At 55.7% G+C, this 22,306-nt stretch carries 19 protein-coding genes; 6 read left to right on the top strand and 13 right to left on the bottom strand.

The window, feature by feature from the left end; translation table 11 throughout:
• Positions 1–176: 176 nt before the first annotated feature.
• Positions 177–653: a DUF3429 domain-containing protein gene (locus APA10_RS13745; RefSeq protein ID WP_003623021.1), complete on the bottom strand. Its 477-nt coding sequence runs from the start codon at positions 651–653 to the stop codon at positions 177–179.
• 182 nt (positions 654–835) lie between these two features.
• Between APA10_RS13745 and eno the strand changes: the two genes are divergently transcribed.
• A complete protein-coding gene (gene eno, locus APA10_RS13740) occupies positions 836–2,116 on the top strand; it encodes a phosphopyruvate hydratase (RefSeq protein ID WP_003628711.1) in 1,281 nt (426 codons plus the stop codon).
• A 170-nt stretch (positions 2,117–2,286) separates the two neighbouring features.
• A complete protein-coding gene (locus tag APA10_RS13735) occupies positions 2,287–2,616 on the top strand; it encodes an FtsB family cell division protein (protein ID WP_003623018.1) in 330 nt (109 codons plus the stop codon).
• Positions 2,617–2,728: 112 nt separating this feature from the next.
• Here the strand turns inward: APA10_RS13735 and rpmG are convergent, their stop codons facing one another.
• Entirely contained in the window at positions 2,729–2,896 is a 168-nt protein-coding gene (gene rpmG / locus APA10_RS13730) for a 50S ribosomal protein L33 (protein ID WP_003623017.1), read from the bottom strand.
• Positions 2,897–2,965: 69 nt separating this feature from the next.
• Here rpmG and APA10_RS13725 point away from each other — a divergent pair, with 69 nt between their 5' ends.
• On the top strand, positions 2,966–4,240 hold the full coding sequence (locus APA10_RS13725) for a molybdopterin molybdotransferase MoeA (RefSeq protein ID WP_080587183.1): 1,275 nt from the start codon (positions 2,966–2,968) through the stop codon (positions 4,238–4,240).
• 86 nt (positions 4,241–4,326) lie between these two features.
• The gene (gene lexA / locus APA10_RS13720) at positions 4,327–4,977 is read left to right on the top strand and encodes a transcriptional repressor LexA (RefSeq protein ID WP_003628706.1); all 651 of its coding nucleotides are present in this window, start codon (positions 4,327–4,329) and stop codon (positions 4,975–4,977) included.
• Positions 4,978–5,025: 48 nt separating this feature from the next.
• Here lexA and bioD read toward each other — a convergent pair whose 3' ends face one another.
• Genes bioD through APA10_RS13705 form a run of 3 tightly spaced genes read right to left on the bottom strand, consistent with a single transcriptional unit; the run spans position 5,026 to position 8,293 of the window.
• On the bottom strand, positions 5,026–6,423 hold the full coding sequence (gene bioD / locus APA10_RS13715; protein ID WP_003628705.1) for a dethiobiotin synthase: 1,398 nt from the start codon (positions 6,421–6,423) through the stop codon (positions 5,026–5,028).
• Positions 6,420–7,112 (bottom strand): alpha/beta fold hydrolase, encoded by a 693-nt coding sequence (locus APA10_RS13710; RefSeq protein WP_003628704.1) that lies wholly within the window; start codon positions 7,110–7,112, stop codon positions 6,420–6,422. The genes bioD and APA10_RS13710 overlap by 4 nt, the downstream gene beginning before the upstream one ends.
• Positions 7,112–8,293 carry an aminotransferase class I/II-fold pyridoxal phosphate-dependent enzyme gene (locus APA10_RS13705; protein WP_003628703.1) on the bottom strand — a complete coding sequence of 394 codons (1,182 nt, stop codon included), beginning with the start codon at positions 8,291–8,293 and terminating at the stop codon, positions 7,112–7,114. The genes APA10_RS13710 and APA10_RS13705 overlap by 1 nt, the downstream gene beginning before the upstream one ends.
• A 42-nt stretch (positions 8,294–8,335) precedes the next feature.
• On the opposite strand from APA10_RS13705, the gene APA10_RS13700 reads away from it, so the two are divergent.
• Positions 8,336–9,634 (top strand): adenosylmethionine--8-amino-7-oxononanoate transaminase, encoded by a 1,299-nt coding sequence (locus APA10_RS13700; protein ID WP_003628702.1) that lies wholly within the window; start codon positions 8,336–8,338, stop codon positions 9,632–9,634.
• Between the two features lie 12 nt (positions 9,635–9,646).
• Here APA10_RS13700 and APA10_RS13695 read toward each other — a convergent pair whose 3' ends face one another.
• The 6 genes from APA10_RS13695 to APA10_RS13670 form a co-directional block, all read right to left on the bottom strand.
• Positions 9,647–10,117, bottom strand: coding sequence for a molybdenum cofactor biosynthesis protein MoaE (locus APA10_RS13695; protein WP_003628701.1), 471 nt, complete (start codon positions 10,115–10,117; stop codon positions 9,647–9,649).
• A gap of 5 nt (positions 10,118–10,122) precedes the next feature.
• A complete protein-coding gene (gene moaD / locus APA10_RS13690; protein WP_035365619.1) occupies positions 10,123–10,386 on the bottom strand; it encodes a molybdopterin converting factor subunit 1 in 264 nt (87 codons plus the stop codon).
• Positions 10,387–10,449: 63 nt separating this feature from the next.
• Positions 10,450–10,977, bottom strand: a complete 528-nt coding sequence (locus APA10_RS13685; protein ID WP_003628697.1) for a hypothetical protein — start codon at positions 10,975–10,977, stop codon at positions 10,450–10,452.
• A gap of 185 nt (positions 10,978–11,162) precedes the next feature.
• The gene (gene pgsA, locus APA10_RS13680; RefSeq protein WP_003623001.1) at positions 11,163–11,732 is read right to left on the bottom strand and encodes a CDP-diacylglycerol--glycerol-3-phosphate 3-phosphatidyltransferase; all 570 of its coding nucleotides are present in this window, start codon (positions 11,730–11,732) and stop codon (positions 11,163–11,165) included.
• A gap of 102 nt (positions 11,733–11,834) precedes the next feature.
• Positions 11,835–13,748 (bottom strand): excinuclease ABC subunit UvrC, encoded by a 1,914-nt coding sequence (gene uvrC, locus APA10_RS13675; RefSeq protein ID WP_003623000.1) that lies wholly within the window; start codon positions 13,746–13,748, stop codon positions 11,835–11,837.
• Between the two features lie 257 nt (positions 13,749–14,005).
• The gene (locus APA10_RS13670) at positions 14,006–15,067 is read right to left on the bottom strand and encodes a dipeptidase (RefSeq protein ID WP_003628696.1); all 1,062 of its coding nucleotides are present in this window, start codon (positions 15,065–15,067) and stop codon (positions 14,006–14,008) included.
• 105 nt (positions 15,068–15,172) lie between these two features.
• Between APA10_RS13670 and APA10_RS13665 the strand changes: the two genes are divergently transcribed.
• Positions 15,173–15,985, top strand: coding sequence for an exodeoxyribonuclease III (locus tag APA10_RS13665; protein WP_035365597.1), 813 nt, complete (start codon positions 15,173–15,175; stop codon positions 15,983–15,985).
• 54 nt (positions 15,986–16,039) lie between these two features.
• On the opposite strand, the gene APA10_RS13660 is transcribed toward APA10_RS13665, so the two are convergent.
• Positions 16,040–20,269, bottom strand: a complete 4,230-nt coding sequence (locus tag APA10_RS13660) for a translocation/assembly module TamB domain-containing protein (RefSeq protein WP_035367817.1) — start codon at positions 20,267–20,269, stop codon at positions 16,040–16,042.
• The gene (locus APA10_RS13655; protein WP_003628692.1) at positions 20,269–22,197 is read right to left on the bottom strand and encodes an autotransporter assembly complex protein TamA; all 1,929 of its coding nucleotides are present in this window, start codon (positions 22,195–22,197) and stop codon (positions 20,269–20,271) included. The genes APA10_RS13660 and APA10_RS13655 overlap by 1 nt, the downstream gene beginning before the upstream one ends.
• Positions 22,198–22,306 lie beyond the last annotated feature (109 nt).

Raw genomic sequence — 22,306 nt, 5'->3', positions numbered from 1 at the left:
CCCGGCGGGGGCCCGGGCGCCTCCCCCCCCCGCCACACCGGCCCCTTTTACCAGAATGCGCGGTTTGCCGTTCATACCTTCTACCTTGCCTCCGTTACTGGCGCTGTGCTGCTGTATCTGGGCGTTATAACACGCCTCAAACCCTGCTTCTGCAAGGGCTTATGCCGCTTTAGTGTTCAGAATGCCCGCACAAGAAGCACCATGAGCAGGCAACATTCCGTTACCGCCGTGGCAATCCAGCGCATGCCCATATAGCCTGGCGGTAACCAGCCACGCTGCCATGCGCCACGTTCAGCCAATGCCACCAGCGGAAAAAGCACAGCCAGAATAATCACCCCGGCAAGTGGCACCCATGCGTAAGCCAGATAAGCCGCAATCCACCCGGCAAAAGCAGGCACCACACCCAAAACCAGCCGCAAATTATCGGCCCTGTCTGCCCCGCTTGTGAGAATGGCGCGATCAAGCTCCAGCGCCAGCCCCCAATGCACGGCCCCGATAAAAGACAGGCTTACCGCCCCGTAAATCACCAACGCCATCAACAGATTGGGCACAGGCACGCCGGAATCGAAAAACACAATGCCGCATGTGCAGGCAACAAAGGGCAGAAGCCCCGCTGCCATAAGCACCACAGCCAGAAATGGAAGTTTTTTCATGAACGTGCAGCAGGCCCTTACCTGATAATTTCATACCCAATATGGTTGACAGAAAAGCCCAACAAGCGGCCACTAGCAACCGTAGGCAGGTTTACCCTGCCCACCGTGTTCCGCCCGGAACCAAAAAAAATAACACCGGCTTCTGCCGCCAGAGGCCAGACAATAAAGGAACGGAAACACCAATGAGTGCCATTGTTGACATTATCGCACGTGAAATTCTGGACAGCCGCGGCAACCCAACGGTTGAAGTAGATGTGGAGCTGGCATCCGGCGCCAGAGGGCGTGCGGCTGTTCCTTCTGGTGCCTCAACAGGTGCGCATGAAGCCGTAGAACTGCGCGATGGTGACCCCAAGCGGTTTGGTGGCAAGGGTGTTCTCAAAGCTGTTGAGAACATTGAAAACGAAATTCTACCCACGCTACAGGGTGCCGAATCGGCAGACCAGATCGATATCGACAACGCCATGATCGATCTAGATGGCACACCCAACAAAAGCCGTATGGGTGCCAACGCCATTCTGGGTGTGTCACTCGCCATTGCCAAAGCCACGGCTGCCGAACTGCATGTGCCGCTCTACCGCTACATTGGCGGCGTGTTTGCCCATGTTCTGCCCGTGCCGATGATGAACATTGTCAACGGTGGTGAACATGCAGATAACCCCATTGATATTCAGGAATTCATGGTGCAGCCGGTGGGTGCACCTACTGTGGCCGATGCCATCCGCTGGGGTTCGGAAATTTTTGCCCAGCTGAAAAAGGCTCTCAGCGCTGCTGGCTACAACACCAATGTTGGGGATGAAGGCGGCTTTGCCCCTGCCCTTAAATCTGCCGATGAAGCGCTGGGCTTTATCACCCGTGCCGTAGAAGCCGCAGGCTACCGCCCGGGTGAAGACGTTACCTTTGCGCTGGACTGCGCCAGCACAGAGTTCTTCAAGGACGGCAAATACAACCTGAAGGGCGAAGGCAAGGTATTCGATTCCGCTGGCATGGTGTCCTACCTGTCTGACCTTGTAAGCCGTTACCCGATTGTTTCCATTGAAGACGGCATGGCCGAAGATGACTGGGAAGGCTGGGCCCTGCTGACACAGGAACTGGGCAAGAAAATCCAGTTGGTTGGGGATGATCTGTTTGTGACCAACCCCGAACGCCTGCGCCGCGGCATTCAGGCTGGTGTTGCCAACTCCCTGCTGGTGAAGGTCAACCAGATTGGCACACTTACGGAAACACTTCAGGCCGTGGAAATGGCGCATCGTGCTGGCTACACCGCTGTCATGAGCCATCGTTCTGGTGAAACAGAAGATTCCACCATTGCTGATCTGGCTGTGGCCACAAACTGTGGGCAGATCAAAACCGGTTCTCTCTCTCGTTCCGATCGGACTGCCAAATACAACCAGCTCATCCGTATTGAGCAGGAACTGACAACGGCTGCACGCTATGCAGGCCGCACCATTCTGAAAAACGCCTAAGCCACAGCGCTTTTAGCGCAACAGGTTACAAAAAAGCCGCTCTCCCACCCGGAGGCGGCTTTTTTCATGCGCTCATGCCTTGGCGCTGCCACACTTCATGGTTTAGACAGAAAGGAAGACCCAGAGGTGCAGGCTAAACTGCACAGAACCAGAAAAAAGGCAGCGCCAGAGTGCAGATCGGTCGTTTCATTCGTCGCACAGTGCGGGCGGTTGTGCCCCCTTTGGTTTTTCTTGGCATTGCAGGCTATTTTGGCTGGAACGCAACGCAGGGTGATCACGGTATTCAGGCCTACAGGCAGCAATTGGGGCTGCTGGAACAGGCCAAGCAGTCCAAACAGGATGCCATTGCCGAGCAGGCTGCATGGCACCGCCGCGTAAACGGCCTGCGTGAGCAATCTCTGGATACAGATATTCTGGATGAACGCGCCCGCGCCATGCTGAACATGGCAGACCGTAACGATATTGTTGTGCCTTACGATAGGCGAGACCCGCTGTTTTAAGCGCCATCCCCTAATATCTGTGCCGGACAACACATGCTTCCGGCGCATGCAGGCATAAAAAAACGGCGCCCGAGAGCGCCGTTTTTCATATCCACATTCCGAAGAATGCAGATTATTTGATCTTGGCTTCGCGGAACACGACGTGCTTGCGAGCAACCGGATCGTACTTCTTCAGTTCCATTTTACCGGTGTGCGCACGAGCATTTTTCTTGGTCACGTAGAAGTAACCGGTGTCCGCCGTGGAGACGAGACGGATCTTGATAACGTTGGTCTTGGCCATGACTTCCTCAGCAGAGCATGATGTACGGAGCCGCATAAACGGCACCGACGGTGTTCAAGTGCCGGCAAAATGCGCATACAAGTGCAAAAGGTCAAGTATTCTTGCATCAAAGCGGTGCAACAGGCCAAAAAAGGAGGACTTTTCATGCTGGATGTGGCTTTTGCGCGCGCCCGAATTCTTGAAAACCTGAAAACATGCGGGCAGGAAATTGTGCCGCTTTCGCAGGCCTGTGGCCGCGTACTGGCCCAGCCCGTTCATGCCCGCACGGCCAACCCACCGGTTTCTGTTTCCGCAATGGATGGATATGCCGCCAAAGCCGAAGACGCGCTGGAAGGCGCGGTTTTGCGCATTGTGGGCGAAGCCCCTGCAGGCCACCCATGCGCTGTTACGGTGCAGAAAGGGGAATGTGTGCGGCTGTTTACCGGCGCGCAAATTCCCGCAGGCGCAGATACCGTCATCATTCAGGAAAACGTGCAGCGTGAAGGCGATCACGCCAAGCTGACAGCCCCGGCACGCCAAGGGCAGTATATTCGGCAACAGGGGCAGGATTTTCAGAAAAACGATGAGTTGTTGCCCGCAGGGCGCAGACTCGGCCCACGAGATATCGGGCTGGCTGCTGCGGGCGGGCATGTCTGGCTTACGGTTTCGCGCCGCCCGCGTGTGGGTATTCTGGCCACGGGTGATGAAATTATCCTGCCGGGAGACCCAGCCCCGGCAGATGGCATTTTCAATTCTGCCACCTTCATGGTGGCTGCCCTACTACAACAGCAGGGCGCAGAAACCATTATACTGCCCATTGCGCGCGATAACATGGAAAGCCTGACAACCCAGTTCCGCCAAGCTGCATCACTGGACATGCTGGTAAGCATTGGTGGCGCAAGCGTGGGGAATTACGATTTGGTGCGCCCTGCTCTGGCTGAAATTGGGCTGCAGCAGGATTTCTGGAAAATTGCCATGCGCCCCGGCAAACCGCTGATGTCTGGCCGGCTGGGTAACACACCCATTATTGGCCTACCCGGTAACCCGGTGGCCGCTATGGTGTGCTCCATTGTGTTTGTAACACCTGCCCTGCATGCCCTAATGGGGCTACCCGTTGGCGATGAACTGCAAACAGAGGCCGCCATCCTGGGTTGTGATGTGAAAGAAAACGATGCCCGGCAGGATTTTTTACGCGCAACACTTGCGCCCTCTCCGCAAGGCGCTGTACCTGTGGCCACGCCATTTTCCCGGCAGGATTCAGCACAGCTGAACATTCTCAGGCAAAGCCAGGTTCTGGTGCTTCGTGCCCCCTTTGCCCCGGCACAAAAAGCAGGCACCCCTTGCCAGATTATCCGCCTGCCCTGATCGCTCCCTTGACATAAAAAGAGAACTTATATAGAACAATCGCAAGATTTTCTTTTCATTACGACAGCCGCTTTTTGAGGTGCGATATGCTGACGCGCAAACAGCACAAACTTCTACTATTCATTGATTCGCACCTTAAACAGACAGGTTTCTCACCTTCCTTTGATGAAATGCGTGAGGCCATGGGCCTGCGTTCCAAATCTGGCATTCACCGGCTTATTTCCGGGCTGGAAGAACGCGGGTTCTTGCGCCGTCACCATCATCGGGCACGGGCGCTGGAAGTTATTCAACTGCCAGAAATGCAGGAACTTCCCCCCAACGTGGTGCGTGCCAGCTTTACACGCCCCAAAGCCGAAACTGTAAGAATCCCGCTTTATGGGCGCATTGCTGCAGGCCTGCCCATAGAAGCCGTGCCTGATACTTCCCACGTCCTCACAGTTCCTGCTGAAATGCTGGGCAGTGGTGATTACTACGCGCTGGAAGTGGCTGGGGATTCCATGGTGGATGCCGGTATTCTCGACGGTGACAACGTGATTATCCGCCGCACGGATCAAGCCGAAAACGGGCAGATTGTGGTGGCGCTGATTGATGAGCATGAAGTTACGCTCAAGCGCCTGCGCCGCAAGGGCAATATGATTGCGCTGGAACCGGCCAATTCCAGCTATGAAACCCGTATTGTTCCGGCTGAAAAACTGCGTATTCAGGGCTGCCTAGCCGGGTTGATCCGCCAATATTAAGTAAACGGCCTGCGGAGTAAAAAACTTACCCCGCAGGTATCTGTTTTTCTATTCTGGACACATATCGTCCCACTGTGGAAAAAGCTTTGCCAGTTCAGACACCACATCTGGTGTAATTTCCGCACAAAATGGCACTTCTGCCAGAATGCGCACCTTGCCTTTTTGCGCGATCGTCTCACGGTTTTCCGCATTCAGCGGGCCACTCAGCACCACGCCAGCTACAGCAATTTGCCGTGCACGTAAGGCTTCCAAACTCAACAAGGTATGGTTAAGCGTGCCCAAGCCGCTGCGTGCTACCAGCACTACCGGCAACCCCCAGCGTTGGGCCAGATCTATCATCATCAGGTCTGGCGTTGCAGGCACCATCAGGCCGCCTGCACCTTCTACAACCAGCGGCTTATCTGCTTCACCCTGTGGTAACACCAGTTGGGCTGGATCAATCTGCACACCTTCTGCACGCGCTGCGGCATCAGGAGAAAGAGGTGCAAGAAAAGCCCCCGCGGGTTTGAAGCAAGGCGGATCTCCCGCAAGGAGCTTAACCGTAGGGGTATCTCCTTCCTCATCCGCCAGACCACTTTGCAGGGGCTTCCAGTAAGCCCCCTGCCAGCGCCGCACCAAACAGGCAGAAACCAGCGTTTTGCCAATACCGGTATCGGTCCCCGTTACAAACACCCCTTTCCGCGGCGGCTTGCGGAAACAGGCATAGCCCACACGCCAGGTAATGGCGCATCCTGCCTGCTGAAACCGCAATGCAACGTGCCGTAACTGAACGGCTGATAACGGCACAGATCCTTCACGCGGGGTAGATGCGCCTGTGGCTTTCAGGTGCCTTACAAAATCCAGCCCATCTGCAAAAGCCTGCACAATATCCTGCTCTGCCCAACCACCAGAAAACGCAGGCGGGCGCCAATTCTGTGCATTGGCTAACTCTGGATAAACCGGAGTTGCTGCTTGCTGCCCTTCTTGCGCACAGGCCTGCTGCCATTCAGCAAATGTGCCGTCCAGCAATGTAGAAACCGCAAGCACACCACCGGGAGCCAGAAGCTCTGCAAGAGTGCGCAAAACCTTTGCGGGTTCAGGCAGCCATTGCATAATCAGGTTGCCACAAATCAGATCAAACGGGCCGTTCACATCTGGCGTGGCCGCATCCATCTGATGGTAGGAAACACTTTCCCCTAACCGGCTTTTGGCCCGCGCCAGCATATTGGGCGCAAAATCCGTTGCCAGAATGTCTGCATCTGGCCAGCAAGCGCGCAGATGTTCTGTTAGCAACCCTGTACCGCAGCCAATTTCCAAAATACGCAGGGGCTTTTTGCCTGCCATGCAGGTGTGTATGCGCTGGAACAGTTCACGCGCTGCCACACGCTGCACCGTGGCAGCTTGATCATACTTTTCGGCAGCATCAAAACTTTGGCAAATACGCGCAGCGCGGGTGGAGTTTCTCATAGTTGTTGTTCCATCCTGTTGCGCAACGTCTCCAAAAACCGGGCACATTCAACCGGGTGCGTTTGAGGCAACAGATGCGCTCCGTTTTCCACCCATTTGATATGTGCCGGAGCAGGAAAAGAGGCTTCGGTCATACTGGGTGAGGCAATTTCATCCTGCCGCCCTGCCAATACTTCCAATAGGCCAGTTGGCAAATCTGCCCGCACATCTTCTGTGCGCAGAAGATCAAGCCCCTGTGCGAGTTCTTCTGGCTGGCAACGTGCGGCAGAAACAGGCGGTGCGCCACAGCGCTGGCGAAAATCATTTACCACCGCAACAGGTTCTCGGCCCAAGCCGCGTATCATGCGTTGCACAATGCGCGGCGCCACACCTTCAGGAAAACTCTCTCGGCTGGCAAAGCAGGCAAATGTGTTGATGCCTGCAAACTGGCTCCCTGCTGGCAAAATGCCCTGCCTGCGTTGCATCATCAGCCACATGAACCCGAGGGAATGGCCAATCCCCAGTATGGGTTGCTGCTTTTGGCATATATCATCCAGCGTAACTGCTTTTGTAACATCGCTAGCCTCTGGCTTTAAAAAACCGAGGTCCAATGTTACTGCATCTGCCCAGTTCAGTTGCGCAAGCACGGGTTGCCAGAACTCCGGCCCAAACGCCCAGCCGTGTACAAACACAGGTAAAAGCCGCGCCATTACGCCATACCCTTGCTTGCACGTATAAACGTATCAGCCAGCGCTTCCATTTGCGCCCATGTATGGTTGGCATGAAAAACCACCCGCAAACGGCAGCCGCCCGGTGGCACCGTGGGGGGGCGAATAGCCACGGCCAGAAAACCAGCCTCTTGCATCTTCTGGGCCAGAGTGCGCGCCTGCGCCTCCTGTCCTACCAGAATAGGCACAATCTGGGTGCTAGATGGCCCGGTATCCTGCCCCGCATCGTGCATTTTTTGGCGAAAGCTGGTGGCAAGTGCGGCAACATGAGCACGCTGGGCATCCATTTGCGGCAGCAGATCAAGTGCAGCATCAACAGCCCCCAGCACCAAAGGAGAAGGCGCTGTGGAATAGATAAAGCCAGAAGCCGCGTTATCCAGCCATCTGCATAGCCCCTCAGAGGCAGCAATAAATGCCCCCATGCTGCCCAAGGCCTTGCTGAATGTGCCAATCACCACATCGGCCAGCCCGTTTGCCAAACCGGCACCTTCTGGCCCTAATATGCCGGTTGCGTGGGCTTCATCCACACACAGCAGAACGTCATGTTTTTGGGCGACCTCATGCAGTGCGGCAATATCCGCCACATCGCCATCCATGCTGAACACGCTTTCTGTCAGCACAATACGCAGGCCTGCGCCTTCAGTTTTTTGAAGCAGGCTTTCAAGATGCGCCACATCATTATGGCGGAACCGAATCGGGCGTATACCAGCCGCTGCACAACCATGATACAGGCTGGCATGGATAAGCTTATCCGCCAGAATAACGGCGGGTGCCCCACATACCTGCGCAGAAAGCCGTGCCAAAGCCGGCACCAAGGAAGCATTGGCCTGCCAGCCGGAAGAAAACAAACGTGCCGCCTGCATGTGCTTTAGCCGCGCCACACGCTTTTCCAGCACGCAGGCTTGGGAAGATGTGCCCGTAACCAACCGAGAAGCACCGCTGCCGCTGCCTTCTGCCTGTGCCCAAGAACATGCGCGCTCACGCAACAAGGGATGCATGCGCAGGCCCAGATAATCGTTAGACGAAAAATCTGTGACCACAACGCCATCTGAACGTTTTAGCAGCGCACCCTCGGCATATTGCCACTGCTGACAGGTGCGCAAACGCCCCTGAGCAGACAGATCCGCCAGCCCCTTCTGGAAAAGATTATCAAACCGCGTCATGTAACATGTGGTGCCGCAGCCTGAAGGGCGGGTCAATCATCTATGGGGAAACATTCCATGACAGAAGCTTCCGGCTCATCTCTATCTTCCATGCCGGAATGGTACACGCAGGGCCTGCCCCATATCTGGCTACCTTATAGCCAGATGAAAACGGCCTCTGCGCCACTTGCCGCAGCACACACACACAACACGCGCATTACCCTAACCGATGGCCGGGAACTGGTAGATGGCGTGGCCGCATGGTGGACAGCCTGCCACGGCTATAATCACCCCCACATTCGCCAGACCGTATGCCAGCAGATGGAAACCATGCCGCATGTGATGTTTGGCGGCATGGTGCACGAACCCGCCCTGCGGCTGGCAAGCAGATTATGCGCCATGTTGCCGGGAGATCTGGAACGGGTGTTTTTTACGGATTCAGGCTCGGTTTCCGTGGAAGTGGCCATGAAAATGGCCATTCAGTACCGCCTGAACAAAGGGCAGACCAAACGCACCAAGATGCTGGCCTTCCGTGGTGGCTATCATGGAGACACACTAGCCACAATGTCTGTGTGTGATCCGGAAGAAGGCATGCACCACCTCTATGGCTCTGCCCTGATGGAGCATGTGATCTCCCCTCTACCGGTAGATGAAGCCAGCACCGCTGTATTTCTGGATCTGCTGGCCAAACACGCGCACGAACTTGCCGCCATTATCACCGAGCCTTTGGTGCAGGGTGCTGGCGGCATGTTGTTTCATTCTCCGCAAACACTGCGCACCTTGCGCAAAGCTGCGGATGACCACGATGTGCTGCTGATTTTAGATGAAATCTTTACCGGCTTTGGCCGCACCGGCACCATGTTTGCCTGCCAACAGGCTGGCATTGTGCCCGACATTATCACGCTTTCAAAAGCACTTACGGGCGGCACCATGGCCCTGGCTGCCACAGTGGCGCGGCGGCATGTGTTTGAGGCTTTTCTTTCTGACAACCCCGAACACGCGCTGATGCACGGCCCCACCTTTATGGCAAACCCACTGGCCTGCGCCTGCGCCAATGCCTCGCTCGATCTGTTTGAAACCGAGCCCCGCCTTCAGCAAGTGCAAGATATCAACACGTTTCTAACCGAAGCACTCGAACCCTGCCGCACGCTACCCGGCGTAAAGGATGTGCGCACACTTGGGGCCATTGGCGTTGTGGAACTGAAAAAGATCAATAACCCGGATGCATTGCGGCAGCGCTTTATTGCCGAAGGCGTATGGATACGTCCCTTCCGCAATATTGTTTACCTAACACCTGCCTTTACCATTGAAAAACAGGATTTACGCAAACTAACAGACGCCATTTATAAAGTATTGCCCTGAAAAACCGTAAGGTCAGGAAGATGAAGGCGCTGTGTGCATCCATGCGGCCGCAGCGTGTTCATCTTCTTCTCGCGCATCCACCCATGCAGTATGGCCGTTGGCGAATTCTTCTTTTTTCCAGAAAGGCGCGCCGGTTTTAAGCCGATCGATCAAAAACGATGTGGCCGAAAGTGCAGCCCCCCGATGGGCCGCAGCAGTGCCCACCAGCACAATAGGTGCGCCAACCTCCAGCCTGCCAACCCTGTGTATGAGCGTACATCCAAGCAGATTGAAGCGCTGCATAGCTTCCTGTGCAAGCTGATGAAGGATAGTTTCCGTCATGCCCGGATAATGTTCTAGCGTCAGGCTTAGCAAGCCATCACCACCACGCACCTGCCCTATAAACAGGCCCATACCGCCAACCTGTTCGGAAAGGCTGGAAAGGCGTGCGGTTTCAGCTCCTGTATCAAAAGCTGCCTGCTGCACCAAAACACGGACAGACATGCGTCTCAGCCGCCTGTCATGGGAGGGAAAAACGCAAGCTCATCACCCGGTTGCACACAGGTATCAAATCCACCCAGCTTTTGGTTTATAGCAACCCGAATACGCGGTGTGGCGGCAAACACCTCATCCAACTTTGCATCGTGCTGGCGCAGTTCCTGCACCAAGGTTGCGACAGGCATAGTATTGGATGACAGAATAACCTGCTGGCCTTCACGCCCCAGTTGCTCACGCAGGGCGGCAAAATAAAGAATATTTACGGTGCCTGTCATGGCCTGCCTGCCGTGGTTTGAGTTTTCAGCCGATTCATCTGCCACACTTAAACAGCGTAAGCCTTAATGATGTACGGTGGAACGGTTATCCTTGATGGTGCTAACGGATCCATCTGGCTGGATCAAGGTAATGGTACCATCATCATTCGGAATTTCGATGGGAGCACCTACACCCCGATGCGCCCCGTACTTGCTGGAAACATCCGGTTCTGCATCGGGCAGTTTACCCGCTGTACCACCCCCAACAACGCCGTGGCGAATATCTTCCTTTTCGCCAATGCTCATTTCCTCACCATCAGGCAATTGCGGGCCTGATGTAGATTCTCCACCCAATACAGTGCCGCTTCGATCTTTTTCAACATCTTCCAGTGTAGGCAATGGCGTTGGTGGGCCGGGCCACATATTGCCACCTTCTGGCAGAATGGGAACATCTACAGCAGACTGTCCCCTGATACGCCGCATGTTGAGGTCTTCCCCCGATGGGGCATTGGGGTTTTCACCTGGAAGCGTTGCTGTATCCGATACAAACTTGTCAAAGCCTGCACATCCGCTCACGATCATACATAAACCTAGAAGAGCGGCTTTCCGCATGCCTTGACTCCGCAATCATCATCTTTCAACAGCAGGCGAATCATTCCCTGCCTGCGATTGCGGCCCTTTAGAACCGCACCTCATGCTAAATAACGGTTTATCCACCAGACACAAGGCGATGCCGCAAAATGAAGTTATTTTTCTGGAATAGATGCGGCGCATTACTAAAATAGTAACGAAGTTTTTTACATTTCAACATGGCGCAGGCCGGTTGTTAAATAATCCCAGCCGGTTATCAATGTAAGCACCGCAGAAATCCAAAGTAATACAGCACCAATAAGCGCAACTGGCAGCCACGGCATACCCAGCAAAGCGCCCGTACCATCGCCTGCCAGCAAAAAGCCAATAGCTGTCATCTGGAAGCCGGTTTTCCATTTTGCCAAACGGGTTACGGGCAAGCGTGCACGACGTTCCGCCAGATATTCCCGCATGCCGGAAACCAGAATTTCACGGCACAGAATAATAATGGCAGGCCACAAACCCTGATAAGGCAGACGCGCAAAACCAGCCAGCACCATCAGACAGGCCCCAACCAGCAGCTTATCTGCGATGGAATCAAACATGCGCCCGAAATCTGACATCTGATGGCGTGAGCGTGCCAGTTTGCCATCAAAATAATCTGTTATTCCCGCCAGAATGAACAGCAGACACGCAAGGGCATCTGTACGCGGGCTTCCCCATGCAGCCAGAGTGACCACAATGGGTATGGCTACAATACGCGAGATTGTCAGGACATTCGGCAGATCTGTCAGCATTACGGAATATAGTAACCTATTTCCTGCACTGCTGGAATGGCTTATGCCATCGCAAAGGTGTCAGATATCCAGAATTCTTGCGCAATGCTCATATGCTTATGGTCATCCCGGCGTCCAGTCCGGGTGAAAATGGCCGTAAATGGCGCGCGCTGTTTCTCGGCTAATGCCGGGGGCGGCTTCCAGCTCTGCCAGACCGGCCTGCTTGATGGCGCGGGCTGAACCAAATGTGTTCAGCAACAGCTTCTTACGCGCCGGCCCAATACCGGGCACATCATCCAGTTCCGACTTCACCAGTGTTTTAGACCTGCCAGACCTGTGAGTGGTAATGGCAAACCGGTGTGCTTCATCACGCAGCCGTTGCAGATAGTACAGTACGGGATCTCGCAAATCGAGCTGGAAGGGTTCCTTGTCCTCTGTGTAAAACCATTCCTTCCCGGCATCACGGTCTGGTCCCTTGGCAATACCCACAAGCTTTACGCCGGTTACGCCCAGATCATCCAGCACACTGCGCACGGCGGAATATTGCCCAGCGCCACCATCAATCAGCAATACATCAGGCCAGTTGGAGGTATCTCCCTCCTCCGCCTCTTTTAAGGCGCGGCCAAAGCGACGCTCCAGCACTTCGCGCATCATGCCAAAGTCATCTCCCGGCGTAACGGGACCTTTGATTTTGAACTTGCGATACGCCTTGCGGTTAAAGCCCTCCGGCCCGCCCACAATCATCACACCATAGGCATGTGAGCCCTGAATATGGCTGTTATCATACACTTCTATGCGTTCGGGCGGCGCATCCAGCCCCAGAACATCTGCCACGCCTTGCAGCAATTTGGCCTGCCCTGCGGTTTCTGCCAACTTGCGGCTTAACGCATCCCGCGCGTTGGTTACGGCATGATCAAGCACCTGCTTTTTCTCGCCCCGTTGCGGAGCAAGAATTTCTACCTTGCGGCCTCGCCGGAGAGATAAAGCCTCCGTCAGCAGCAAAGATTCCGGCAATTCATAATTCACCAAAATCTGGGCTGGGCATGGTTTGTCATCATAAAACTGCGCAATAAAGGCAGAAAGCACATCTGCGGGCGTGGCATCCTGCGTATGGGCCGGGAAGAACGAGCGGCTGCCATTATTACGCCCACCGCGAATGAAAAAGACCTGAATACAGGCGTGCCCGGCCTCCTGCCACAGTGCCAGCACATCTGCATCCTGTAGGGATGCCGGGTTGATTACGCTGGATTCCTGCATCTGTGCCAGCGCACGAATACGATCCCGCAGCACGGCCGCACGCTCAAAATCCAGCGCTTCCGCGGCAGCATTCATTTCCTGCCCCAAGGTTTCGCGCAGCGCCGTATCCTTGCCAGACAGGAACTCCCGCGCCTGTTCTACCAGTTGCCCGTAAGATTCCTGATCTATCCGGTCCACACATGGGCCAGAACAGCGTTTGATTTGATAAAGCAGGCAAGGACGTGTGCGTGAATTAAAAACCGCATCTGTGCAGGAGCGCAGCAGAAAAACACGCTGGATCAGGTTGAGCGTCTGGTTAACAGCCCAAGCCGAAGCAAACGGCCCCCAGAGGCTGGACCCTTTAACGGCCTTGCCGCGGTGCTTGGCAATTTGCGGGAACGCATGTGCATCTGTCAGCATCAGCCACGGGTAGCTTTTGTCATCCCGCAGCAGGATGTTGAAGCGCGGCTTCATGCGCTTGATGTAGTTGGCCTCCAGCAGCAGCGCTTCGGCTTCCGTGTGGGTGGTCACAATTTCCATTGCCACCGTTTCGGAAACCATGCGCCGCAGCCGTTCGGGCAGGCGGTTGATATGGGTGTACGATGTTACCCGCTTTTTAAGCGCCAACGCCTTGCCAACGTACAGCACTTCCCCCTTAGCCCCGAGCATACGATACACGCCGGGCGAAAGCGGCATGGTTTTAAGCGCATGCCGAATGGCCTCCACCCCTTTTACGGCAGGGGTTGCCTGTTCCTGCGCCACAGGCAGGGTATCTGAAGGGGTAGAATCAGCTGTCATCATACGCTCTTGGTCAAAAGGGAAATTTCATCCACCGTTTTTGTGGATAACTCTGTGGAACAGCTGGGGCTGACTCATCATAAACCGCAGAAAGTCAGCCCTTTCAACAGATTGCACAGTTTTTGGTCATTCCCGCCAACTCACTGATTTCAAAAGATTTAATGTGTTGCGGTTTTTTGACACCCTGTGGTTTTTGAACTTTTTGTTGAAAATACGCGATGTCAAGACAGGAAGTGGACAATTTTTGCAGTTTTTTGTTCTCATGCAATCCTGCTTTGTTCTGCCACCTGTTCCGCCTTTTCCAACACGCGCAGAAAGTTTTCTCCCCAGAAAGCTGCAATTTCACTTTTATCATATCCACGGCGCATCAACTCGGCAGTGATGTTCACGCCCTGTGTGGCGTTCTGCCAATCTTCCAGCGCACCACCGCCATCGAAATCTGAGGAAATACCTACGTATTCTGGCCCCAACCTGCGCACAACGTAATCAATATGGTCCACCAGATCGGCTACAAAACCCTGCCGTTTACCTTCCTCCGGCTTGGGCTTCAAAAACGCGGGCATGGCCGTAATCTGGATAACACCACCACTTTCCTTCAGCGCATCCAACTGCTCATCATCCAGATTGCGCGGGTGATCACAAAGCGTGCGCACGCAGGAATGGCTAGCCACAATAGGTGTGGCAGAAACCTGCACCGCCTGAAGCATGGTTTGTTTGGAGGAATGAGACACATCCACCACAATGCCTAGGCGGTTCATTTCGGCAATCGCTTCACGCCCAAGGGCGGAAAGGCCGTGGTGCCGCTGTGGTGCATCCCCAAGGCTGGGGCGATGGATGGCCGCATCTGCCAGCGCGTTATGGCCATTATGAGTTAGGGTAACATACCGCGCACCCTTGGCCCGAAACTGCTTGAGCAATGCGGGATCATCCCCCATGCCGTAGCCATTTTCCACTGCCGGAACAACAACCAGCACGCCTTCCTCAAACGCAGCGCGCATATCCGCCACAGTGGAGCATACACGTGCGCTGATACCGTTATGGGTGCCCTGCATGCGGCCTATGGCATCCAGCATAGCCAGACACTGCTGCTGCGCCTGTGTGTGTCCTTCCCGGTCTATGGCGGCTTGGGCGATATATGCCACAAAGCACCCGGCAGACATGCCGCCCTGCTGCATTTTGGGCAGATCCACCCGCCTGTCTGCCGTATCCTCAAACGCATCATTCCGGTCGGGCCACGGAATATCGATATGGCTATCCAGAGTGAACAAGGCACGATGCAGCGCAACTGCATCCGGAGAAACGGAAGAAGGTTGGGTTGTCATGATTTAGAAAATGGCCCTGTTACATGAAATTACAAGGGAACAGCCGGGTTCCACCTACCCCACTTATGCGCCTGTTTTTGCTTGCCCTGCAAACCGCAATCCGTCATGCCACGGCGCATGCGATTAGTAACATGGAACATCAATTCCCTCCGCCTGCGCCTGCCTCTGCTTGAAAAGCTGGTGCGGCATCTTGCCCCAGATGTTGTGTGCCTACAGGAAACCAAGGTGCCGGATCCTTTGTTTCCCGAAGATGGCGTAAAGGCTCTGGGTTTTGAGCACCTGCATTACCGGGGCATGAAAGGCTATAACGGCGTGGCCATTCTTTCTCGCCATCCGTTAAAGCCTGTCACGCAAACGCCGGTATGGTACGGCAAGGAAGATTGCCGCCACGTGGCCGCCACCGTATGCGCGCCAGAAGGCGAAGTGGAACTGCACGATTTTTACATTCCCGCAGGTGGGGATGAGCCAGACCCGGAAACCAACCCCAAATTTGCTCACAAACTGGCGTTTGTTGAGGAAGTAACCGAGTGGTTTCAGTCTCGCCCGCTCAACCGCACGGTGCTGGTGGGGGACTTCAACATTGCGCCACTTGAGCACGATGTATGGAGCCACAAACAACTTCTTAAAATTGTCAGCCACACCCCGCCGGAAACAGAGCGCCTAAACCGCTGGTTGCAAACAGGCTTTGTAGACGCCATGCGCCATTTTGTACCAGCGGATGAAAAACTTTATACGTGGTGGTCTTACCGCAACCGGGATTGGAAGAAATCTAACCGCGGCCGCCGTCTGGACCACGTATGGATGACGCCCGACCTTCTGCCAAACCTACACGGCATGACGGTTGTACGTGAGGCGCGAGATTGGGAAAGCCCCTCCGACCATGTGCCAGTCGTGGTGGATTTCAGCCTTTCAGACTAACGCATGATTTGAGGCGCTTGTTAGAAAGAGCGCCTCAAATATCCGCCTGAATGCTTAGTAACGATACTGCCACAGCAGCCCCACGCTGCTCCCCGGATCATTTTCCGGGGTGGTAAAGCCGGTGACGGTGCCGCCTGTGCCCACCGTTGTGTTCAGCTTCAGGTGCTTTGTCAGGTCAACCTGCACCTGCGCCTGCGTGCCAGAACCAGAAGTGGCCTGCTTGGCGCCTACGTAAACGCCTTTCATCACATATTTGCCGGCCTCAACACTGGTGCCACCATTCCCCACGCCAGAGCCGCCGCCAATGGCCAAGCGGTCCAGATGCAAGGTTTTGCGGATAGTACCCATGGGGTCAAACGGCGTAAGCCCTGTAAGCGTGGCCAGTGCCGTGCCCAGTTCCACCATCTGCGTGGAGGAAAGAGAGTGCGCATCTGTGCCAAATAGCAGCATGGCCAGAACCTGATCCTGCGGCAGGGGTGGCATGGATTCAAACGTAATTTTAGGCGCGCTGGCATAACCGCCCACCTTGAGCATGGCCGTTTGGCCCTGCACGGCGCGGTCAGCCTCAAAATCCAGCGTGGGGTCCATTTTATGGCCAACGCCGGAGCCATTAAAGGCCACCCGCCCTTTGGTGAAGTTGAGCGAAATACCGGCCAGATCAAAGTTGCCGCGCTTGAGATCAAACCCGCCGCTCATCAACGGCGCCTGTGTGGTGCCGCCAACTTTCAGCCTACCTGCCATTTCGGCATCCAAACCATGCCCGCGCACAAAAAATTTGCCCGGTGATGTGACATTGAGATTCAACCCGATAACAGCAGACTTTGTACTTTCCGCCTTAGCAGCTTCCGCCTGCTTTTGCTCATCACCGGGGCGCACAACATCCAACCGTGCCACGGAAGATGGCAAGGAATTGGGAATATTGATTTCCACACGCCGCAAATCCACCGTGCCATCAACATCCATGCGGGTTTGCACCTGCCCTTTTACGGCAATATCTGCGTTCATCACCGCTGTTAGCAGGTCACTGGAAATGGGCCGGGCATCATGGGCCTGCAAGTGAATATCCAGCGGCATGCCGGGGGAGCCAATACCCACAAACCCGGTTACGCCCAAGCTGCCATCACCCGCCTTGGCCGTAAGGTTCTGAATAACTATTTTGTCGTTCTCTCCCACCACGCGGCCATTGATATTGGCCAGATGGAAGCCTTGGGCAAAATCCTGCACATCGGCATCGCGCAGATCAACCGTGCCAGTTACGCGGGGGGAGGTCATGGTGCCCGCAACCAGCAGCGCCATCTGGGCCTGCCCCAACGCCTGCCGCGCCTGCGCACCCAGAATGCCATTGGCAATGCTTAAATCCAGATTGCCATTTACGCGCAAATTCATCGGGCCGGTTTTGTTCAGCGGGGCTGTACCTGCCACGTTCATGTTCAACTTGGGGCCAGCGCCCGCGGCAACCTGCACCTTGGCAGAACTTCCTGCCAGATTGGCTGCGGCATCCAGATGCAATGGCGGAATGGACGCAGCGGCAGAACTGCCAGCCATGCGCAAATCTCGCCCGGTCAGCTTCACCTGCCCTTGGGGGGCATTTAACGTTCCCGCCACCTTGGCCTGAACGGAAACCGTGCCGGATGCCTTAAAATCTGGCGCAAACGGATGCGCCAGTGCGGGCGTTAAATTGCGAATGTCCGCCGTAACGGCCAAAGAGGGCTTGATCTTGCCTGCAACATCAATGGTAGCGGGTTGGCTGCCTGCGGTTACCAACGTGGCCCGCAGCCGATCAACCCCCATCGTATCCCCGAACGAGACCAATGCAGGTGCCAAAAGGCGCAGTGTTTCCTGCTTGGCGGTGGCATTCAGCCGCTGCACTTTCACCTGTTTGGCAGGCAGGTTTAACAGGGCTGCGGTATCCAGCATCAAGGGGCTGCCAGACCAGCTTGCTGGGCCCACCTGCGCGGTGAGCGCCATAGCGTTATCCGGCCCTTTGGCACTCAGGCGCGCCTGCCCGGTTACGCCAGAAGCAGAAAGACCACCCAGTTTAAGTGTAAGATCAGCATTGGGGTGAGCTGCCGGATCTTTTACCGTGCCAGCCAGAGCCAGAGAGCCAATTTTCACACTGGGCATGGCCACGTTGCCATCCAGCTTAAGGGCAACCTGAGGTTTATCCGCCACCTGCGTGGTTTTAACAGAAGCCGCCAGCGCGCCAGAAATAGCCTGCCCAATAAGCGGGCGAAAATCTGCCAAGCGCCCAACCTTCAGGTCCAACGTGCCCAGCGGCACCACCTCACCTGTGGGGAGAGAAAGCTGCCCCTGCCCGGCCACGCTGTTCCATGACAGTTTGCGAATATCAACTTGCCTGTCACCCTGTGCGCTTTGGGCCAATGCCACATCCAGCAACAATGGTGCGCGGTTAAGCGTGCCATGTGCCTGCACCGTACCTTCTGGCGCAGTGGGCAAGTGCTGCACATTGGCATCCAACTCTATCGGCCCACGCGGCATGGTGGCGGTGCCGGGGTCTCCCTTCGCATGGAGTGTGGCAGTAAAATCCTGCATCGGGCCTTTGGCCTGCAAGGCCAGCGTGAGCGCCCCACGCAGGGAAGGTAATGCCCGCGCCAGATCTGTCAGGCCCAGATCAAACGCCAGATCCATATCCCGGCCTGTATTTACCTGCCCGCCACCTTTAAGGTTCAGGGCACGGCCATCTACTGTCAGACTTTGCAGGTCAATCTGCTTGGCTGCTGGCAACTTATCCTGCGCAGCCAAGGGCCGCATGGTGGCCGTAAGAGCAAACTTGCCATCCGTCCCAATCAACCCGGCGGCCTGAGGCTGCCCCCCCGTAATGGCCAGCGTGCCATCTGCTGTAAGGTGTGTGTCTCCCTCCGGCTTTGCGGGAAGGTCAAACTGTGCGTTCATACCAGCACTGCCGCGCAAAGGCGTGCCGGCCATTTCACCAAACGGTAGCAGATCAGGCAGCTTTAACGCCACCGTGCCGCGCTGCGGAGCCGCTGATTGCACATTGCCAGAAAGATTCAGTAAAGGGTGAGAAAGCGTAAAGGCCAGCGGCTTGCCGGGTTTTTGTGGCTCCAACTGCGCATCAAGCTGCAACGGGGCAGAAGCCAGCAGCGTAGGTGCCTTGCCCGGCAGGCGCACGCCATCTGCCGTTGCCACCACATGCAGCAAATTGGCCATATCGGCACTGCCGTTCTCCCCCGAGAACTGAACTTTCAGCGTACCCACGCCAGCGCCAGATGCAGCAAGCTGATCTACCTGCACCTGCGCCGTGCCCAGCGGTGCGGCCATTTTACCGTGAAGCTGCGCCCCTAAATGAATACCGCCCCATGCCAGATCAGGCGAAAGGGACATGGCTGGCGCATCTACCCCGGTATTCAAATTGCCCAGCTTTTCGGCCAGCAGATCCAGCACGCCATCTGCATGGGCTTTTATATCCCCGGCAGAAGCGGCAAAGCCTAGTACAGCGGCAGATGGTGGCCCATTGATATCCAGCTTGAGCGCCAAAGGCACCAGTTGCGGCATTTTCAGGCGTGTGGCGGCAAAACCATCCGTGCCCTCGCTGGCATCCAGATGCAGGCTCAGCTTGCCTTTGCCTGTAGTAGTTGCCAGATCAATCTGTCCGGCGGCATCCAGCCTTTTCAGGTGCAGGGCAATATCTGCCCCCGGCAGAGACGGCAGACTGAGCCCGTTGATAACCGGATCAATGTTTGAAATCTTGCCATGCCCAGCCAGAGCAAAACTGGCGGGAGAACCCGCAAGTGCAGCCCCCACATTAATACGCCCCACCGCAAGCTTGCGAATATCCACACCCAGATGCAGCGCGGAAGGCGAACTTTTGGAAGGTGTCGCGGGCTTGGCTGGGTCAGACACAGGCAGGCGTGGAATATCCAGTTCATCTGCCGTAACGGCGTAAATACGCGCTGTCCGCCCAATTATAGCCAAAGGTGACCAATTAAGCGCCACGTTATGCAGCGTAAGCCAAGCGCCCTGTTTATCGCGAATTTCCAGCGTATCCAGCCGGAAGTTATCGGGGAAGCGCCCAGACATACCCGAAAGCCCGATCATCCCGCCCGTAAGGGAGGATGCCTGATGCATAAGCATTTTGCGGCCCGGCCCGGTATTGGCCCCCACCAGCAAAACAGCCACAGCAAGGCCGGTTATACCAACCAGAGAACCACCAGTTATAAGGGCAATGCGCCCCATACGCCGCCAGAGCGGGCGGGCAGGTTTATCCGGAGTGCGCGGCAGAATGGGTTCTGGCGTATCGGCCATTAGAATGTCTCCCCAAGGCCGATATACAGGTCCCACTTATCGCCCCGTGGGGCGCGGTTAAGGGGTACGGCAACATCCAGCCGAATGGGGCCAATGGGCGTATAATAACGCACGCCCCCGCCAGCACCCACGCGCAGCTTGCCGGTAAATGGCAAACTGCTGCTACCAACCTGACCGGCATCTATAAACCCGGCCATACCCACATTACCGATAATTCTTTGGCGGAATTCGGCGCTCCCTGCATCCAGAGAAGTTCCGCCAATGGCATAGCGCGTATTTTTATACTGCGGCCCCACGCCCTGCCAGCGGAAGCCTCGCACCGTGGAGCTACCCCCTGCATACAAGCGCTGATCTGGCGGAATATCCCACGTGCTGGCACCCTGAATACTGCCAACCATGCCGCGGAAAGCCAGAACACTGTTGCCCGGCTTGCTGATGCCCAGATGGTGCAGGTCAAAATAGGTAGAGGCCGTACCGTTCAGGATGGCAAAAAACGAGGTGCCACTACCCTTGTTCCCCAAGGAAACAGAGGGCGTAATGCTCATACTGGCGCGCACGCCGTGCGTTGCAGGTTCAATAGGGTTCCCCACACCGGTGTTATCAAACATGACGGAAAGCGGGGCAGAAATAATGGTGTAATCACGCGTTACATCAAACTGTTCGATCTTTTCCTGCTCGGCCATCAATCCAAAGCTGCCGTTCCAGTTTTTTGCCAACGGGCGCGTAATACCGCCACGGATCAAAAACGCCGTCTGCCGGTAGGACCAGAACAACTGCCGCAGCCCTTCAATACGCGCACTCAAATTCTGGTTGCGTTCCAGAAAATCGGGTTTGAAAAAATCTGCATACACATCATACCCCAAACCCTGCTGGGCGGAGCCGCCAAGGCCGGTAATCAGTGCGGTAAGACGCAGGCGTTCTGCATTGCCCAACAGGTTATAATGTGTCCATGATCCACCAGCGCGGGCACCCAAATCTGTGGAATAACCACCTTCTGCCCCTACAGAGTGGCGCTTGGCTTCCTTAAAGCTGAAATCAAGCGGCATGGTGCCATCCACTGCGTAGGTGGAGGCATCCTGCACCGTTACGTTGGAAAATACCCCAACGGAGGCCAGATCCTGCCGTGCATTTTCAATTTTAGAGGGCTGATAAAGCTGCCCTTCCTGCACCGTCATACGGCGGCGCACGAACTTTTCATGCACCTGCTTCAGGCCGGTTGTGTCTATCTTGCCAATATTCAGCACCGGGCCCGGCGTTACGGGGTAGGTAATGTTCAGCGTATGTGTGGTGGGTTCCAGATAGGCTTTGGGTTTTTCCACCGTGGCGAGGGCATGCCCATCCTCACGCAAGGCGTCCATCAGATTGCTGCCACCATCCAGCACCGTTTTGGCAACCGCAGGCTGGCCCGACGCAAGGCCAAAGGCTTTTTTCTGGGCATCCGTCAAAACAGGTGGTTTGCCGGTTTTATCATCTACCAGTGTGACGGTGCCCAGATGAAACAGTGGGCCTTTATCCACCTTCACCTCGGCCTGAATTTTCTCACCTGATGGTACGGATTCGATCCATTGCGAAAGAGCGGGAGACATCCCGTCCATCTTCACGGCATCTTTGCCGCCATTCCGGCTGAGGGTGATATGCACCGTGCCTGCGTAATACCCGCAGCTTTCCAGCGCGGTGCGCAGGCGGTCATATTCATTCCGCACACGCCCGGCCAATGCAAACGGCCCCACCGCATGCGTGGCTTGGAGAGACTGGAGATCGGATGAGCTTTTGATAGCCGTATCCAGATCCGCCTCCCCCGTAGGCACCAGCTTGGTGGTGTACGGCTGCGGGTTTGCCGCCCATGACCATGACAGACAGGACGATGCACCCCACAAGGCGGCACCAGCCAGAACACGATTCGCAGTGAGAGCAAGCCTGTTCAGCATGTTGTTCTTGCGTGTCCTCACTAAAATCTGCCTGCCACCTATTTGTCAAAGTTCTGCTTACAAACCCTTTTATGCACATACCATGACAAAAATGCGGTGCCGAAGCCGA

The organism is Acetobacter pasteurianus subsp. pasteurianus LMG 1262 = NBRC 106471 (assembly GCF_000285275.1).
Lineage (GTDB): Bacteria > Pseudomonadota > Alphaproteobacteria > Acetobacterales > Acetobacteraceae > Acetobacter > Acetobacter pasteurianus.
The sequence above is the reverse complement of the archived record's forward strand: the minus strand, read 5'-3'. Positions and strand labels throughout refer to the sequence as shown.